Source organism: Citrobacter sp. Cpo040 (assembly GCF_030332915.1).
Lineage (GTDB): Bacteria > Pseudomonadota > Gammaproteobacteria > Enterobacterales > Enterobacteriaceae > Citrobacter > Citrobacter portucalensis.
Window position 1 is genome coordinate 190,198 of sequence record NZ_JAOWGX010000034.1, and the last position, 15,522, is coordinate 205,719.

General features: G+C 49.8%; 19 protein-coding genes and 1 pseudogene. 10 read left to right on the forward strand and 10 right to left on the reverse strand.

The window, feature by feature from the left end; genetic code table 11:
* The first annotated feature begins 28 nt into the window (after nucleotides 1-28).
* The 4 genes from leuE (at nucleotide 29) to OGX86_RS05690 (ending at nucleotide 2,252) form a co-directional block, all read left to right on the forward strand.
* Nucleotides 29-667, forward strand: coding sequence for a leucine efflux protein LeuE (gene leuE, locus OGX86_RS05675; protein WP_003832429.1), 639 nt, complete (start codon nucleotides 29-31; stop codon nucleotides 665-667).
* 173 nt (nucleotides 668-840) lie between these two features.
* Entirely contained in the window at nucleotides 841-1,203 is a 363-nt protein-coding gene (yeaR, locus tag OGX86_RS05680; protein WP_003030735.1) for a DUF1971 domain-containing protein YeaR, read from the forward strand.
* A gap of 3 nt (nucleotides 1,204-1,206) precedes the next feature.
* A complete protein-coding gene (locus tag OGX86_RS05685; RefSeq protein WP_003832433.1) occupies nucleotides 1,207-1,389 on the forward strand; it encodes a DUF1869 domain-containing protein in 183 nt (60 codons plus the stop codon).
* Nucleotides 1,390-1,607: 218 nt separating this feature from the next.
* Nucleotides 1,608-2,252, forward strand: a complete 645-nt coding sequence (locus OGX86_RS05690; RefSeq protein WP_286639528.1) for a hypothetical protein — start codon at nucleotides 1,608-1,610, stop codon at nucleotides 2,250-2,252.
* Nucleotides 2,253-2,304: 52 nt separating this feature from the next.
* On the opposite strand, the gene fdhF is transcribed toward OGX86_RS05690, so the two are convergent.
* Entirely contained in the window at nucleotides 2,305-4,452 is a 2,148-nt protein-coding gene (gene fdhF / locus OGX86_RS05695; protein WP_286639530.1) for a formate dehydrogenase subunit alpha, read from the reverse strand.
* Between the two features lie 361 nt (nucleotides 4,453-4,813).
* Between fdhF and OGX86_RS05700 the strand changes: the two genes are divergently transcribed.
* Nucleotides 4,814-5,062, forward strand: a complete 249-nt coding sequence (locus tag OGX86_RS05700) for a GlsB/YeaQ/YmgE family stress response membrane protein (RefSeq protein WP_003832440.1) — start codon at nucleotides 4,814-4,816, stop codon at nucleotides 5,060-5,062.
* 48 nt (nucleotides 5,063-5,110) lie between these two features.
* Here the strand turns inward: OGX86_RS05700 and yoaJ are convergent, their stop codons facing one another.
* From yoaJ to OGX86_RS05715, 3 genes are read right to left on the reverse strand one after another with little or no spacing between them, the layout of a single operon-like run.
* Nucleotides 5,111-5,185, reverse strand: a complete 75-nt coding sequence (gene yoaJ / locus OGX86_RS05705) for a protein YoaJ (protein WP_095533175.1) — start codon at nucleotides 5,183-5,185, stop codon at nucleotides 5,111-5,113.
* Nucleotides 5,186-5,187: 2 nt separating this feature from the next.
* Complete coding sequence (locus OGX86_RS05710) at nucleotides 5,188-5,286, reverse strand: YoaK family small membrane protein (RefSeq protein WP_032941789.1); 99 nt, start codon at nucleotides 5,284-5,286, stop codon at nucleotides 5,188-5,190.
* A 47-nt stretch (nucleotides 5,287-5,333) separates the two neighbouring features.
* On the reverse strand, nucleotides 5,334-6,359 hold the full coding sequence (locus tag OGX86_RS05715) for a sensor domain-containing diguanylate cyclase (protein WP_136391771.1): 1,026 nt from the start codon (nucleotides 6,357-6,359) through the stop codon (nucleotides 5,334-5,336).
* Between the two features lie 186 nt (nucleotides 6,360-6,545).
* Here OGX86_RS05715 and OGX86_RS05720 point away from each other — a divergent pair, with 186 nt between their 5' ends.
* A complete protein-coding gene (locus tag OGX86_RS05720) occupies nucleotides 6,546-6,794 on the forward strand; it encodes a putative hemolysin (RefSeq protein ID WP_048214378.1) in 249 nt (82 codons plus the stop codon).
* A 7-nt stretch (nucleotides 6,795-6,801) separates the two neighbouring features.
* Here the strand turns inward: OGX86_RS05720 and OGX86_RS05725 are convergent, their stop codons facing one another.
* A complete protein-coding gene (locus OGX86_RS05725) occupies nucleotides 6,802-7,149 on the reverse strand; it encodes a DUF488 domain-containing protein (RefSeq protein ID WP_008784512.1) in 348 nt (115 codons plus the stop codon).
* A 198-nt stretch (nucleotides 7,150-7,347) separates the two neighbouring features.
* On the opposite strand from OGX86_RS05725, the gene OGX86_RS05730 reads away from it, so the two are divergent.
* The gene (locus OGX86_RS05730) at nucleotides 7,348-8,055 is read left to right on the forward strand and encodes a CTP synthase C-terminal region-related (seleno)protein (protein WP_128316707.1); all 708 of its coding nucleotides are present in this window, start codon (nucleotides 7,348-7,350) and stop codon (nucleotides 8,053-8,055) included.
* Nucleotides 8,056-8,092: 37 nt separating this feature from the next.
* Here the strand turns inward: OGX86_RS05730 and OGX86_RS05735 are convergent, their stop codons facing one another.
* Nucleotides 8,093-9,280, reverse strand: a complete 1,188-nt coding sequence (locus OGX86_RS05735; RefSeq protein ID WP_286639534.1) for a CynX/NimT family MFS transporter — start codon at nucleotides 9,278-9,280, stop codon at nucleotides 8,093-8,095.
* Nucleotides 9,281-9,379: 99 nt separating this feature from the next.
* On the opposite strand from OGX86_RS05735, the pseudogene OGX86_RS05740 reads away from it, so the two are divergent.
* Nucleotides 9,380-10,172 (forward strand): annotated as a pseudogene (locus OGX86_RS05740) (AraC family transcriptional regulator); the annotation flags it as partial.
* Here the strand turns inward: OGX86_RS05740 and OGX86_RS05745 are convergent.
* The 3 genes from OGX86_RS05745 to dgcJ form a co-directional block, all read right to left on the reverse strand.
* The gene (locus OGX86_RS05745) at nucleotides 10,155-10,601 is read right to left on the reverse strand and encodes a DUF441 domain-containing protein (protein WP_016152803.1); all 447 of its coding nucleotides are present in this window, start codon (nucleotides 10,599-10,601) and stop codon (nucleotides 10,155-10,157) included. The pseudogene OGX86_RS05740 and the gene OGX86_RS05745 sit on opposite strands and share 18 nt — an antisense overlap.
* 138 nt (nucleotides 10,602-10,739) lie before the next feature.
* On the reverse strand, nucleotides 10,740-11,243 hold the full coding sequence (locus OGX86_RS05750) for a YbaK/prolyl-tRNA synthetase associated domain-containing protein (protein WP_286639536.1): 504 nt from the start codon (nucleotides 11,241-11,243) through the stop codon (nucleotides 10,740-10,742).
* Nucleotides 11,244-11,287: 44 nt separating this feature from the next.
* Entirely contained in the window at nucleotides 11,288-12,778 is a 1,491-nt protein-coding gene (gene dgcJ / locus OGX86_RS05755; RefSeq protein ID WP_286639538.1) for a diguanylate cyclase DgcJ, read from the reverse strand.
* Nucleotides 12,779-12,942: 164 nt separating this feature from the next.
* Between dgcJ and OGX86_RS05760 the strand changes: the two genes are divergently transcribed.
* Nucleotides 12,943-13,713, forward strand: coding sequence for a class I SAM-dependent methyltransferase (locus OGX86_RS05760; protein ID WP_128316703.1), 771 nt, complete (start codon nucleotides 12,943-12,945; stop codon nucleotides 13,711-13,713).
* Nucleotides 13,714-13,726: 13 nt separating this feature from the next.
* Complete coding sequence (locus OGX86_RS05765) at nucleotides 13,727-14,137, forward strand: hemerythrin domain-containing protein (protein WP_128316702.1); 411 nt, start codon at nucleotides 13,727-13,729, stop codon at nucleotides 14,135-14,137.
* Nucleotides 14,138-14,222: 85 nt separating this feature from the next.
* Here the strand turns inward: OGX86_RS05765 and OGX86_RS05770 are convergent, their stop codons facing one another.
* Nucleotides 14,223-15,506 (reverse strand): YeaH/YhbH family protein, encoded by a 1,284-nt coding sequence (locus tag OGX86_RS05770; RefSeq protein WP_008784519.1) that lies wholly within the window; start codon nucleotides 15,504-15,506, stop codon nucleotides 14,223-14,225.
* Nucleotides 15,507-15,522: the final 16 nt, after the last annotated feature.

Sequence of the window (15,522 nt, forward strand, 5' to 3'; positions counted from 1 at the left end):
GCATGTGTTTTTTCAGGAAGAGGTTAACGTGTTCGCAGAGTATGGAGTTCTGAATTACTGGACGTATCTGGTGGGGGCTATTTTTATCGTGCTGGTACCGGGGCCAAATACGATATTTGTGTTAAAGAACAGCGTTGGTCGGGGAGTGAAGGGCGGTTATCTCGCCGCAAGCGGTGTGTTTATCGGTGATGCCGTGTTGATGTTTTTGGCCTATGCCGGTGTTGCCGCATTGATCAAAACAACGCCCGTTTTGTTCAACATCGTTCGCTATCTTGGCGCGTTTTATCTGTTGTACCTCGGTGCGAAGATCCTGTATGCGACACTGAAATCGAAAGCAAGCGACGCCGCGCCTGAGGAAGTCCCGTTTGGCGCTATTTTTAAGCGAGCATTAATTCTGAGCCTGACGAATCCAAAAGCTATTTTGTTTTATGTTTCGTTCTTCGTGCAGTTTATTGATGTCAATGCACCGCACTCAGGGCTGTCATTCTTTATTTTGGCCATTACGCTTGAGGTAGTGAGCTTTTTCTATCTGAGCTTCCTTATTTTCTCCGGCGCATTCGTGACGCAGTATATTCGCACGAAGAAAAAACTGGCCAAAGTGGGTAATTCCCTTATCGGCCTGATTTTCGTTGGTTTTGCCGCTCGTCTGGCCACGCTTCAGTCGTGATGCCATTGGCCCGCTGGTTGCGGCGGGCCTTCAATATGACGCTTTGCTTTTCATTTATAATTGTAGGGTTATAACCAATAAATGGTATTTTAAATGTATATTTGGAGGCGTACCCTGTGTACAGCAGCGGTTCAATAAGACTCGCTGGTTGTCGACTGGAAAAGGGAAGAAAAATGCTTCAAATTCCACAGAATCACATCCATACACGCTCTACTCCATTCTGGAACAAAGAAACTGCGCCTGCCGGAATTTTCGAACGCCACCTTGATAAAGGAACTCGTGCCGGGGTTTATCCACGACTTTCTGTTATGCAGGGGGCGGTCAAATATCTCGGATACGCCGATGAACACAGCCCGGAACCAGTAGAAGTGATGGTTATTGAAGCCGGTCAGTTTGGCGTTTTTCCGCCTGAAAAATGGCATAACATCGAAGTGATGACCGACGACACTTACTTTAATATCGATTTTTTCGTTGCCCCGGAAGTTCTGATGGAGAGTGCAAATCAACGAAAAGTCGTGCGCACCGGCAAGGAGTAAATCATGGGCAAAGCAACCTATACCGTAACCGTGACTAATAACAGCAACGGTGTTTCTGTTGATTATGAAACAGAAGCGCCGATGACATTACTGGTGCCGGATGTGGCAGCAGAAGTTGTTAAAGATCTGGTCAATACCGTACGTTCATACGATACCGAGAATGAGCATGAAGTGTGCGGATGGTAGGCGTTAATTACTCCTACTGATTGAATACACTGAATTTTAATCTACTAACCGCACTTCGTTTTGACGGCGTTGTGCGGTTTTTTTGTTTATGTTGAATGGGGGAATGTCCGAAAAAAGATTCCTTAAGAATACCTTAAGAAATCAGCATTGAATGCTAATTGTCTATCATTCACAGGGGTTATGATCGCAAAACAGTAACAATACAGAACATCGCGTTTATGAAACTGAATACCCGACTTACATTACCCACAATCATTCTTGGACTGGTCATCGTGGCGATCCCGTTCACCGCGAACTGGAATCTTCCGCTGCTCAACGGCACTGTCGTCAGATGGATCGAAAATGGGCAGGCGCTATGGCTACTGTTTGGTGCGGTATTTACGCTTTGCTACATCCGGCCTTTATCTCGTCCTGAAGGTGGGAAACAATTTTGGCTTTGGGCGGCTGTGTGGTGGCTGGTCTTGCTGGGCCGAAGCACCAGTTGGGGGCGTGATTACTTCCCTGAACATCCTAAACTCCTGTTCAGAGCTATCTCCGTCGTATTAATTGCCATGATTATTCTGCCGGTGCTGTTGTCGAAGCGCTTACGCCAGGATATTGTCCGACGCGTGCGTAATGAACCGTTACCGGTCTGGATGCTGGCGATTACTGCCTGTGCATTTTTGATTTCCGATACGGTAGAGCATCATCGTCTGCTGGCTCCCATCTTCCTGCACAATGCCCATTACGGCGATCTGATTGAAGAACTGTATGAACTACCGTTTATGGCGGGATTGTTTCTGATGAACCTCGGTTTTATGCAGCGGGATAAGAAGGAGGAATCTGCCTCCATCCGCTTCAGCGAACCACACCTGGCGAAGTAATGAGATAAAACCTGAGTCTGGATATCCAGACTCAGGCGGCAAGGGGGGGGACTTATGCAATCGCCTCACACAAGCGTGATTTCATATCGCTATACGATTGAGCGGCATACTTTTCAGCCCATATCTGATCGGTAATGTGCTCTATATTTACGGCACAATATTTGGTTTCCGGCGTTTTCGAGATTGGATCGAGGTTATCCTGGGTTAACTCGTTGCATGCACCAATCCACCATTGATAGGTCATATATACCGTTCCGGAATTGATACGCTCGGATACATCCGCACGGCTGATGACCTTACCCCGACGCGAGCTGACCCACACCAGATCACGATGACGGATACCGAATTTTTCGGCATCATGGGTATTGATTTGCACATATCCTGGTTCATCAGCCAACGCTTGTAACGCTGCGCAGTTACCGGTCATCGAGCGACAGGAGTAATGCCCAACTTCACGCACGGTACACAACACCAGCGGATAATTGTCATCCGGAACTTCTGCGGGCGCTCGCCACGGTGCGGCAAACAGTTTGCCTTTACCGTTGGCGGTATCAAACTGGCTGTGTGCGTAAAGGTATGGCGTACCAGGACTATCGAGATCCGGGCATGGCCACTGAACATGCCCCATTTCCCCCATCTTCTCATAGGTCACGCCGTAGAACAGCGGGCACAGCTTGCGCATCTCATCCCAGATTTGCTGGTTATTTTGATACTGCATTGGATAGCCCATTTCGCTGGCCAGCAGACTGATAATCTCCCAGTCACGCTTTACGTCAGCGGTGGGTTCAATCGCTTTCTCAAAACGCTGGAAGCCCCGATCGGCACAGGTGAAGACGCCGCCATGTTCGCCCCATGAGGTGGCCGGCAGGAGGACGTCGGCCATTTCCGCTGTCTTAGTCATGAAGATGTCTTGCACGACGATAAAATCGAGCGCGTTAAACCCTTCGCGGACCAGTCCCAGGTCCGCCTCGGTTTGCAGCGGATCTTCTCCCATGATGTAGTAGGCTTTTATTTTGCCTTCGAGAGCCAGATGAGGAACTTCGGTGATGCGCGTTCCAACCTTGTCATCCATCTGATTAACGTCAATGCCCCATGCGCTGGCGAATTTTTCCCTGACGGCGGAATCGGTCACGTCCTGATACCCCGGGAACTGGTTAGGTAGTACCCCCATATCGCACGCTCCCTGCACGTTATTTTGCCCGCGAACGGGGCCAACGCCGACGTTAGGGCGACCCAGATTCCCGGTCAACAACGCCAGGCTCGACAAACCGCGAACCACATCAACGGCCTGACCAAACTGGGTGACGCCCATCCCCCACATTACGGTTGCCGATGGTGCTGCGGCAAATGTACGCATTGCCTGACGAACCTGCTGTGCGGGAATGCCGGTCAAATATTCAACGGCTTCAGGCGCATAGTCCTTAACGGTTTCCCAGTATGTTTCCAACCCTTCCGCATGCTTTTGCACATACTCGCGATCGTAGAGTTGCTCTTCGATAAGAACATGACCAAAGGCATTAACCAGCGCCATGTTGCAACCGTTTTTCAACTGCAAATGTTGGTCAGCAATACGGGCGGTTTCAATACGACGTGGGTCGCAGACAATGATTTTTGCGCCATTCTGGCGAGCTTTAATCACTCGTCGGGCCACGATTGGGTGCGAGTCGGCGCAGTTATAACCAAAGATCAGCAGGCATTTTGAGTTTTCAATGTCGCTGATGGAATTGCTCATGGCGCCATTGCCTAACGTTTCCTGTAATCCGGCAACGGAAGGGCCATGACAGACGCGGGCACAACAATCGACATTATTGGTATGAAGTACGCCACGTGCGAATTTTTGCATCACGTAGTTAGTTTCATTTCCGGTTCCACGGGAAGAGCCGGTAGTCATAATGGCGCGAGGGCCATAGGTATTTTTGATTTCAGACAGGCGTTTTGCGGTGTAACGAATGGCTTCATCCCAGCTAACGGGCGTGAATTTGCCACCTTTTTCATAACGGATCATCGGGCGAGTCAGACGGGGAGTCAGAAGGCGTGTGTCGTTAAGAAAGTCCCAACCATAATAGCCTTTCAGGCATAACTGATTTTGGTTCGTTACACCCTCTGCGGCTTCGGCGCGGATGATTTTGTTATTTTCGACAACAAGCTTGAGCTTGCACCCGGCCCCACAGTATGGGCAAACACTGGTGATTTTTTTCATCAATAACAGACCTGTTAAATGCTGAAATAGCGCGAATTGTAGACGCAGCCACGCGATAAGCACCGCGGACTACGATTTGTCGTATCGACGGGTTGTTTAAGCATAAAGTGTGCCAGAAGTGAAAACCCAGCAATAACGGGGCTGACGGCAAAAGTGTTAAGCATAATGACTGACGATTCGACATTAATGACGAGGAGCGGCAAAAATTTAGCCTGCCGGTCAGCAGTCATAACCTTATGAAACATCAGAAAAAGATGAAAATATGAAGTGATGACGATCACAAATTTTAATTTTTCAGCGCTATGCTATGCTTTTATACAACGAGTGAATCGTTAATTTAAAAACATAAGTGAGGAAAATTATGGGCATTATTTCATGGGTGGTTTTCGGTCTTATCGCTGGGATTTTGGCAAAATGGATTATGCCGGGTAAAGATGGCGGCGGATTCTTTATGACCATTATCTTAGGGGTTGTCGGTGCGGTAGTGGGTGGCTGGATCAGTACCTTCTTTGGTTTTGGTAAAGTTGATGGTTTCAACTTCGGCAGTTTCGTCGTAGCGGTTATCGGTGCGATTGTGGTGTTGTTTATCTACAGAAAAATCAAAAGCTAAGTAAACATACAGACAATAGGGGCCACTGATAAGTGGCCTTTATTTTGGTTACCACCACCCCAGTTCCGTGCCCAGAACCACGATGATCGCCACGCCAATCATAATAATCGTTGTTTTTTTCATCGTTATGCTCCCGGCGCAGCGTAGCCGCCAATAAAAAACCAGGATAAGAAAACGACAGCGGAAATGAAAATAATGACAGGGAAAATAATACCGAGTCGCATACGATTATCTACCAGAGTTATTTAAAGACGAGCCAGCATAGCAGGGCTTAATGTACGACAAAAGGGGTTTTATCCTGACGCTTTTTATCCTGATACATTGCGCTGTCTGCAAGATGAAGCGCACAGTTTACATCAGTCTCCAGCGGATCAATTTCCACCACACCCAGGCTGGCACCAGGATAAAACAGATGAATGTCACCCAGGTGGTAGTCACCGCAAATCTGCTGTTGCAGCTGATTTTTCACCTGCTGCAGACGCATAAGCTGATCAAGTTCATCTTCCGCTGACAGGCGAACGACTAAAAATTCGTCGCCGCCCAGTCGACCGAGAATGTCATTATCACTACATTCACGGAGCAGGCGCTGCCCAATCTGGATCAGGAACTGGTCACCAACCTCGTGGCCAAAGCGGTCATTGATCAATTTGAAATCATCCAAATCGATATAGGCGACAACTATCTTCTGCCTGAGGTGACGGGCAAGCGAAAAAAGGGTCTCCACATTTTCAAAAATTGCGCGCCGATTCGGTAACCCTGTCAGGGCATCAGTGTAGGAGTGAGCAATCAGCGCGGCGTTCGCTTCACGCAACTGAGCAACCAGCGACTCTTTTTGAATCGACTGGGCGATCAGACCGGCAAACAGATGTAATACTTGTTCTCCACGTTGGCTCAATGCCTGCTGCTGGCGACTGGTAGCGCAGAGCGTTCCGTAAAACGTTCCGTCGGGAAGATGAACGGGAGTGCTCAGAAAGGTGGTGATGTCCAGTGCGCGAGCGGCGGTACATTCCGGCCAGCGTGCGGGCACGTTGTCACTGTACAGACAGTTTTCCTCAATAGCACGTTTGCACAGCGTTTCATCCCACGGCACGGATAGCCCTTCGGGGATCTGCATTTGGCGGCTATTACGCGCATACAGAATATGCTGCAGACGGGCATCCAGATCGACCTTGGTCAGGTAGGTCGATTCCATCTCAGTCACCATCTCCAGCATCTCCAGAAGTTGCCGAACCAGACTTTCAACAGACTGCTCCGTGGCTAAGGATTGTGAGACTCTGGCAAGGATCATGTCCGACATGAGATGTAAATGCTCCTGAGTAATGACTGGGCTGACGTTGCCCGCATGATAGAACATCAAGGTGAAAGATGAAACACGCCATCCAGCTCAGAATGTAAACATAAAATGGATAGCTGGCAGGAAAACATGGAGATAGATGGAAAGTCGGGGTAACCTGCCAGGATAAAGTTTTTAACAGGAGTAAATATGAAACTGGCATCTATTGTTTTGCCCGGCTTGCTGGTGCTGGCGGGGTGTACCACGGAACCGGAAGCGCCTGTGCCACCGAAAGTTGGCATGGCGAATCCAGCATCGGTGTATTGCGAACAAAAGGGCGGCTCGTTGATTGCGGTGCAGACTCCGCAAGGTGTTAAGTCTGACTGCAAACTACCCAACGGGGAAGTGATTGATGAATGGTCACTCTGGCGTAGAGATCATCCGGCAACGGCCAAGTAATACGCGGTCAGCATTGACGTAGCCACTCAGCGAGCACCAGCGCGTGGTTTTGCTGGGTATTCTTCGCCGCATACAGTAGCGTTAAGGTTTGCTGCTGGGCAATCTCTGCGAGGCGCTTTCCTTCCTGCTGCTGTTGGGCCAGCTCTGCGCGATATTGCTCGGAAAAGTGTGAAAAATCGATCAGTTCTGCGTGGAATGCTTTGCGCAATTCAGAAGATGGCGTCAGCGTTTTATTCCATTCGTTGAAAGCAAGGTCAGTCTTTTTTATCCCGCGTGGCCACAACCGGTCGACTAACACGCGATAACCATCGCTTTTTTCTGCCGGGTCATACACACGTTTACACTGAATCTTCATCTCTTCATCCGCTCCTTTCAGCTACCGCTCAGGTATTGCTCATCGATTTTATTATGGTTAAATAAGATCGTAAAACGTGACCATTATAGCATTTTGCCCACCCTGACTCCCAATTTAAGGGATTGTGATACCACTAAAAAGTCGGTAGGCTGAGGCTCCTTATGCTGTCCCTTATTGTCAGGACACAAGGAAAGCTTAATGGAAATTTCCCCAATTAAAGATACGCTTCGCATTGCGCTGGTGGGTGATTACAGCCCCGATATTGTGGCGCACCAGGCTATTCCCCTTGCTATCGATGATGCTGCCGCCGTCCTGGAATTGGTGGCTGATTATGACTGGCTAACTACATCTGATATCAACAGCAGTGAGGACTTGATTGGCTATGATGCCATCTGGGTCGTTCCAGGCAGTCCATATCGCCATCTTGAAGGGGCGCTGATAGCGATACGCTACGCGCGTGAAAACAGCATCCCATTCCTGGGTACCTGCGGCGGCTTTCAACATGCAATTCTGGAGTACGCCCGCAACGTGCTGGGTTGGAGCGACGCCGCCCACGCGGAGACGGACAGCACGGGTCGGATGGTGATAGCACCATTGACCTGCTCGCTGGTAGAAAAAACGGATGATATTGAGCTGCGGGCCAATACGCTGATTGCCAAAGCCTACGGGCGGGATGTTATCACCGAGGGATATCACTGCAACTATGGCGTATCGGAGGATTTTGCCGCCGAGCTTGAAAGGGGCGATCTTCGGGTGACCGGTTGGGATGAGGCTGGTGATATTCGTGCCATTGAGCTGGTGACGCATCCATTTTATGTTGGCACGCTCTTTCAGCATGAACGTGGCGCGCTGGCGGGTAAACCCGTGCCGTTAGTTCAGGCGATGCTGCGCGCCGCGCGCGGATAAAAAAACGGGCAGGTTGTCCACGGACCTGCCCTGTGCATTATGCGCTCGCGATCTCCCGATTACGCCCCGCGCACAGACCAAATACCACCATCAGCATCGCTAACACGGCGACACCCGCTAATGGAATCAGCCAGCTATCGTTGAGGTCGTGAATTTTCCCCATCAGCGGTGGTCCGCAGGCCGCCAGTAAATATCCGACAGACTGTGCCATGCCGGAGAGGGCAGCAGCCTGATGCGCTGAGCTTGCGCGCAGGCCAATAAAGGTTAAGCCGAGGATCATCGTCGCGCCTGAGCCAAAGCCAAACAGGATGGTCCATAGCAATGCCTGGTCGGGCATTATGGCGAATCCCGCCGCGCCGACGGCGCACATTAATGAAACCAGAGCGGCGATGGCGCGCTGATCCTTAAATCTGTTCAGGACGAGAGGAATCAATAATCCCGGCGCGGCGGTCGCCAGCTGTAGTAAACCATGCAATGAACCGGCCTGCGCCTCGCTGTAGCCGTGGCTGATTAAAATAGCCGGTAGCCAGCCGATGATCACATAGTAGATAAGAGAATTGATCCCCAGAAACAGCGTTACCTGCCAGGCGAGGCTGGAACGCCAGATCGCGCGGGAATGCAGAGCGCGCGAGTTGCTCAAACTGGCATTGGCCGTCTGGCGACATTGGGGTAACCAGATAATCAGCGCCAGCAGCGGAAAGGCCATCAGTACCATCAGCGCGCCGCGCCAGCCAAACCCGTTCAACGCCAGCGGTACCACAATGGCGGAACCCAGTGCTGCTGCCGCGCCCATGGTCAGCGAGTATGCGCCAGTGAGTTTCGCCACATGCTGAGCAAAATCGCGCTTAATCAGACCGGGTAACAGCACATTTCCCAACGCGATTCCGCAACCAATGATGGCGGTGCCGCTAAACAGGAACCCTGGTGAGGGCAGCGAACGTAACGCAATACCCGCGCAAATCAGTAGCATAGCGACAAACAGGCTACGTTCTATACCCCAACGGCGCGCAACGGCGGCAGCCAGAGGTGAAACCAGTGCGAAAGCCAGCAGTGGCAGGGTGGTCAGAAGCCCCGTCTGGGCGGTACTCAGACCGTAGTCGGCGCGAATTGCATCCAGCAACGGGGCTGCACCGGTAAAGGTGACGCGCAATGTGGTGGCAATCATCAGGATCCCCGCGATCAGCAACGCTGCGCTCTTGCCACGGGAGGAAGGTGTATTTGTCATTTTTTTCTCATATCGTCAGGCGAGGCGATACCTTAGCGTTTTTACTCAATGGATGAATCAAGCTAAAATGACAGTTTATCGCTTAAATCGGACATTTTTATGTTAGGACTGAGACTGGATGGATACGAACCCGATCTTCACCACGATGCGGCGGTGGCGTTTTGTATTCAGGCCCGGGAAGATGAACTTTTCAGTCCGCTGCATCAGCACCGTAAAGGCCAGTTGATTCTGGCGCTGCATGGCGCGATCACCTGTGAGGTTGAGAATGCTATGTGGATGGTGCCTCCGCAATATGCGGTGTGGATCCCCGGTGAAATTCCACACAGCAACCACGTTACCGTTGGCGCGCAATTGTGCTTTTTGTTTATTGAGCCGCAGGCCGTCGTGATGCCCGATCGTTGCTGCACGCTGAAAATTGCTCCGTTGTGCCGGGAGCTTATTCTGGCGCTGGCATCCAAAACAGATGCTCAACGACTGGAGCCAGCAACCCAGCGGTTGACGCAGGTGTTGTTTGATGAACTGCCGCAGCAGCCCCAGGAGCAGATGCAGTTACCGGTTTCCGATCACCCGAAAATTCGCAGAATGGTCGCAACGATGGCGAGAGAGCCTGCACAATGGCAGACGTTGGGACAATGGGCCAGCGTATTTGCGATGAGTGAACGTAACCTTGCTCGTCTGGTCGTCAAAGAAACGGGGTTGAGTTTTCGCCGTTGGCGTCACCAGCTCCAGCTGATTCTGGCGCTGCAGGCGTTGATTGATGGCCGCAATGTACAGCAGGTTGCGCAAATGCTCGGGTATGATTCGACCACGGCATTTATCACTATGTTCAAAAAAGGCCTGGGGCAGACGCCAGGCCGTTATCTGAACGGGCTGGCTACTGCTTCCCAACAATCAACGAGACCAGACCTGCCGCAATAAGCGGCCCCACCGGCACACCGCGAAACAGTGCCACGCCCAGTACCGTGCCCACCAGTAATCCGGCAACAAGCTGGGGCTGGCTGCCCATTAGCGTAACACCGCGCCCGCCAAGCCAGGAGACAAATACCCCAATGGCAATAGCAACCAGTGATTTCCAGTTCACAAAGGAGTGGATAAGTGTGGAGGGCGGTAGCGTTCCGCTGGCGATCGGCGCCATGACACCAATGGTCAGAATGATAATCCCGACGGTCAGGCCCTGTTTTTCAATCCAGGGAAAGAAGGTATTCAGAGGGGTAACACGGACTATAATCAGCACCAGAATTGAAACAGCGACAGTGGTGTTGTGGCTGACAAAGCCCAGAGCTGCCAGTCCGAGCAGGATCAGCAGAGTGACATCAAACATCGTAGTTTCCTTGCCAAAAGAAAAAATAAGCCTGCTTACTGTACGCGTAAATGCGTGACGGAACAGGCTTTTTTTAATGATTATGATTTTTTTTGGACTAACGCACGAAGCGATGTTTTTTACTGCTAACTCGGACAGTTACTGCTCGCGGCGGAACGGGATTAATTCCGGTTGCGCGATGCGCAGGTAATCCGCGGTATCCATGATCACGGATTTTTCCAGCATCCCGGCATTGAACGCAATTTCATTAAAACGCTCAAACAATAGCGGATCGGCGACCAGCTTGAGATTCGGATGAAAACTGAACGGTGGGATAGCGCCAAATACGCAGCCTGTTAGTTCATCGACCTCCGCCGGGCTGGCAAGCGATGCTCTCAACCCGCCAATATGGCTGGCCAACAGGCTCAGGTCGGCCTGCTGATCGGCAGAGAGGATCGCCAGGACATGCTGATTGACGCCGTTGCCTTTTACTTTGCAGACCAGCGCTTTTGCACCCTGACCCAGTTCGGTACCGCGAATTTCAGAAACTGCTTCACATTTGCCTACGGCTTCATGGCTGACTACGCGGTAGGTCGCACCGTGTTCTGACAACAGGGAGATTAAACGCTGGTGCGTTGCGTTACCTTTGTTCACTTCTGTCATGACTTACTCCTGGTACAACAATGAAAATCCTGTCAGAAAAATGATTACGCATCGGTGCGTTTTTTCTGTTTGTTCAGGTAGAGCTGTGCATCAGATGCTTTGTAGGCATCATCAATGGTGTCGTTTGGCTGCATATTATAAATCCCGACAGAGAAGCTGATTGATATATCTTGCGCAATAATTTGTAAGTTATAGCGAATCCTCTCCAGCAGGCGAGGCGTTAATTCACTGGGGTGATCGATGAGGATAATGCAAAACTCATCGCCGCCGAGGCGGATGGCATAGTCGCTTTTGCGAATGGACGTTTGGATGGCTTTGGCCAGAATGGTGATAATGCGATCGCCTTCCTTATGCCCCAACGTATCATTAATAACTTTTAGTTTGTCGCAATCAATGGCGATAAAGGTCACGAGGGTGCCTGAGTTTACTAACTGCTGTAAACGTTGTTCGAGCGCAGGCGTTAAAATTTTACGGTTGTAGAGCCCTGTCATCGCATCACTGACATTTTCCCGCGTGACGTTGTGATACAGCCGAAAATGCGTTCTGACCATATTCAGCAGCAATATCGTTGCCAGTAAATAGAAGGCAAATATCTTCCAGGACGAGACAATAAAGTACATAACATCAAGTGAGAGGGTGATGCGTATACCGCCAGGAATGTCCTTCTCATAGTGAACATAGCGGAACAGATCGGTTTCACTTTTATGAACGAGAATCTCTTTACCTGAACTGGTGTCAGAGACCGTTACGTTAAGATAGCGCCAGACGAGAGGACGGTCGCTGGTATAGAAAATATTCTGTAAATTCTCTTTATTAATATCCACCATCACCACACCTTTTAACTTACCGGTGTAGTAGACCGGTGTTAAAAAGCTCATCACTTTTTTCTCAGTCAGGTTATCTTCATAAATACTGGAGATCACCGTGCGGCCGGTGAAAATACCATCAATATCATTCTGGTCGATTCCCAGCGTGCCCTTTTGCAAAAACGACCAGTTGTGTATCGCAAATTTCCGCGAGTCGATCTGGTCATAGAAATAGACGTAGTTATTTTTAAGATCGACGTAATATCGAAATTTATACTCCAGTGTCCCTAATCCCTGACCGTAATCTTTCTGCTGACGATTAACATTGACCGCCCGGTCAAAAGAAGGCAGCAGAAAGATGTCATCAAGCTGTTCGCTACATTTTGTTGAGGTGGTCTGCAGCGTACCGTGTAATGGCAGATAGTTGTGCTTAGTGAGGTTGAGCCCATGAGTGTTGTTAACGCTGTCGAAAGCGCTGCAAAGTGCTTTTTGCTGTTCGAGAGAGGCTGGCTCCTGAGGGGACGAAAATGTGCGCATCAGATGGGCTGCGATGCTCTGATTTGTGTACTTATCATAGAGAAACGATGAGTCGGCTTTCTCATTGATATAGCGCATGTACGCATTCATTGCTTTATCGCTGGCAATGAGCTCATAAACCAAAAAAGAAGACGTCAAAACAATTACGCTGACGGAGATAAAGAGCCTGAGCGCTTTATGATGCAATTTCATAATGATTTACAGCCCTGTAAGTCTGATACTTCAGTCTATCACAGGGCATACATCCGCTCTAACGCTACGGGCAAGGACATTTTGTAATAAAAATCATTCGCGCGCTTCACCTTTAACTCTTAATGTTGTATTTATAATGCAACTTATAGAAAGGAGACAGGCCAATGAGCGCGACTGAAAAAGCGGGTCATACATTTTTAGCCAGCCTGGGCAAAACCCGTCTGCGTCCGGGCGGTGTTGAAGCAACAGAATGGTTGTTTAGCCAGTCACAGCTGACGCCCGGCAGCCAGGTGCTTGAAGTGGCGTGCAACATGGCCACGACGGCGATAGAGTTAGTTCAACGCTATGGTTGCACGGTATACGCCATTGATATGGATAAAACCGCACTGTCAAATGCAAGGAATAACGTGGCGGCAAATGGTCTGGAAAATCACATTCATGTGATGGCTGCAAACGCCAACACGCTTCCTTTTGCGGATAACAGTTTCGATGTTGTGATTAACGAAGCCATGCTGACAATGTATGCCGATAAAGCGAAGGCGAAGTTAATTGCCGAATATTATCGCGTGTTGAAGCCCGGTGGGCGTCTGCTCACCCACGATATTATGTTCACCGCCCAAAAACTGGGTGCGGGCGATCAGGGCCAGCTTGTCGATGTGGTGAAATCAAACGTTAGCCCAATGACCAGACAAGGTTGGCGTGATTTGTTTCTTAACTGTGGGTTCGAACAGGTCCTGCAGCAGAATGGCGACATGTCGCTGATGTCGCCGCGCGGATTAATTCGTGATGAAGGGCTTACAGGAGCGGTTAAAATTGTGTTTAACGGCTTACGCACGAGCGAAAATCGTCGTCGGTTCCTGAAAATGTTTCGCTTCTTCCGTTCGCAACGTCATCGACTCAATTACATTGCCTGCTGCTCTGTAAAGGGAAAATAAAAAGGATAAACGGATGAATATTGATAAGATGAAAAATCAGCATGTTGAAATCTTTGAGAAAATTTCATTTTTACGTAAGTTGAGCCAGGCAGGTGTATCATCCAACGCGCAGGAAATTGCTATTGTGATCGTTAGCATGAGTGCGATTATAAAAACGCATTTGTCTGCTGAAGATCAGTTCCTTTATCCGCATATTGAGCAGGATGGAAATAGCGCACTCAGGCAGGTTAGCTCAAAATTTCAACGTGAAATGACGGATATCGTCAGCGATTATGACGTATTTTCCCGGCGCTGGAATATTGCCAGTAAATTAATAGGCAATGATGAAGCATTCAGGCGCGATGCCAACACTGTTCTACGCAAAGTGTTTGAGCGTATGCAAAAAGAAAATAAAGATTTCTATCCGCTGGTGGAAAGGATGTAGGGTCATTTTACGTGCTGAACGGAAGGCACCACACCCGGAATAAATCAGCCAGAGAAGATAACCTCTGGCTGATTTGTTTAGGTGGTTAACTATTGCTGGTCGTACTTTGTTTATGAAACAGTTCGCGGAATACCGGGTAAATATCATCCTGGTCGCGAATATGTTGCATCGCAAAGTTATCAAAGGTTGATTGCAGATGTTCGTATTCACGCCATAAGGTTTGGTGAGCACGGCGAGTGATTTCGATATAGCTGTAATAGCGGACCACTGGCAGCAGCTTTTTCGCCAAAATCTCATGACACAGCGGTGAATCATCAGCCCAGTTATCACCGTCCGATGCCTGTGCAGCATAGATGTTCCACTGGGCAGGGTTGTAGCGCTCTTTCACCACTTCATCCATTAACTTCAGCGCACTGGAGACAATGGTTCCCCCGGTTTCCTGAGAGTAGAAGAACTCGTGCTCATCCACTTCTTTCGCCTGGGTATGGTGGCGAATATAAACCACCTCCACGTTCTTATAGGTCCGGCTTAAGAACAGATACAGCAGGATATAAAAACGTTTAGCCATATCTTTGGTCGACTGATCCATTGAACCAGAGACGTCCATCAGGCAGAACATCACCGCCTGGCTGGAAGGATCGGGGCGTTTTTCATAATTCTTGTAGCGTAAATCAAAGGTGTCGATAAATGGCACGCGTTCGATTTTTGCCCGTAGTTCAGCAATCTCTTTGCGTAACCGTTCCTCTTCCAGCAACTGCGCTGGTTCGCTTTTCGCGATGGTTTCCAGATCCGCTTCGAGAGCATGCAGTTCGCGACGCTTACCCGCTGTCATCGCCGTGCGGCGCGCCAGTGAGTTTTGCAGGGATCGCACCACGCTGATGTTGGCAGGCACACCGTTAGAGGTAAAACCTGCCCGGTGCGTTTTGTACTCCGTTAACTGACGCTGCTGATTCTGCTTCAGGTTAGGAAGTGCTAAATCTTCGAACAACAGATCGAGATATTCATCTTTAGAGATCTGAAAGACGAACTCATCCTGACCCTCACCATCCTGGCTGGCCTGGCCTTGTCCGCTTCCTGAACCGCCACCGCCGCCCTGTGGGCGTTCAATGCGGTCATTCTGCACAAAATGGTCATTACCCGGATGCACGCGATGGCGCAGGCCACCACGTCCCTGATGAAACATTGGTTCGCTAATATCATCAGTCGGAATAGAGACAGATTCGCCGCTATCCACATCAGTCACCGAACGCTTGTTAATGGCCTCGGAGATCGACTGTTTAATTTGCGATTTATAACGGCGTAAGAAGCGCTGGCGGTTTACCGTGCTCTTGTTTTTGCCGTTAAGACGCCGGTCAATAAACCAGGTCATAAGCCCCCCGTACTGC

What these genes read in the sequence shown, in the direction of transcription:
- OGX86_RS05725 (WP_008784512.1), bottom strand. Translation starts at nt 7,149, where the DNA reads ATGAAGATTCAGTGTAAACGTGTGTATGACCCGGCAGAAAAAAGCGAT.
- OGX86_RS05690 (WP_286639528.1), top strand. Translation starts at nt 1,608, where the DNA reads ATGAAACTGAATACCCGACTTACATTACCCACAATCATTCTTGGACTG.
- fdhF (WP_286639530.1), bottom strand. Translation starts at nt 4,452, where the DNA reads ATGAAAAAAATCACCAGTGTTTGCCCATACTGTGGGGCCGGGTGCAAG.
- OGX86_RS05760 (WP_128316703.1), top strand. Translation starts at nt 12,943, where the DNA reads ATGAGCGCGACTGAAAAAGCGGGTCATACATTTTTAGCCAGCCTGGGC.
- OGX86_RS05770 (WP_008784519.1), bottom strand. Translation starts at nt 15,506, where the DNA reads ATGACCTGGTTTATTGACCGGCGTCTTAACGGCAAAAACAAGAGCACG.
- OGX86_RS05720 (WP_048214378.1), top strand. Translation starts at nt 6,546, where the DNA reads ATGAAACTGGCATCTATTGTTTTGCCCGGCTTGCTGGTGCTGGCGGGG.
- OGX86_RS05715 (WP_136391771.1), bottom strand. Translation starts at nt 6,359, where the DNA reads ATGTCGGACATGATCCTTGCCAGAGTCTCACAATCCTTAGCCACGGAG.
- OGX86_RS05710 (WP_032941789.1), bottom strand. Translation starts at nt 5,286, where the DNA reads ATGCGACTCGGTATTATTTTCCCTGTCATTATTTTCATTTCCGCTGTC.
- OGX86_RS05765 (WP_128316702.1), top strand. Translation starts at nt 13,727, where the DNA reads ATGAATATTGATAAGATGAAAAATCAGCATGTTGAAATCTTTGAGAAA.
- OGX86_RS05685 (WP_003832433.1), top strand. Translation starts at nt 1,207, where the DNA reads ATGGGCAAAGCAACCTATACCGTAACCGTGACTAATAACAGCAACGGT.
- OGX86_RS05730 (WP_128316707.1), top strand. Translation starts at nt 7,348, where the DNA reads ATGGAAATTTCCCCAATTAAAGATACGCTTCGCATTGCGCTGGTGGGT.
- OGX86_RS05700 (WP_003832440.1), top strand. Translation starts at nt 4,814, where the DNA reads ATGGGCATTATTTCATGGGTGGTTTTCGGTCTTATCGCTGGGATTTTG.
- OGX86_RS05735 (WP_286639534.1), bottom strand. Translation starts at nt 9,280, where the DNA reads ATGACAAATACACCTTCCTCCCGTGGCAAGAGCGCAGCGTTGCTGATC.
- OGX86_RS05745 (WP_016152803.1), bottom strand. Translation starts at nt 10,601, where the DNA reads ATGTTTGATGTCACTCTGCTGATCCTGCTCGGACTGGCAGCTCTGGGC.
- dgcJ (WP_286639538.1), bottom strand. Translation starts at nt 12,778, where the DNA reads ATGAAATTGCATCATAAAGCGCTCAGGCTCTTTATCTCCGTCAGCGTA.
- OGX86_RS05750 (WP_286639536.1), bottom strand. Translation starts at nt 11,243, where the DNA reads ATGACAGAAGTGAACAAAGGTAACGCAACGCACCAGCGTTTAATCTCC.
- yeaR (WP_003030735.1), top strand. Translation starts at nt 841, where the DNA reads ATGCTTCAAATTCCACAGAATCACATCCATACACGCTCTACTCCATTC.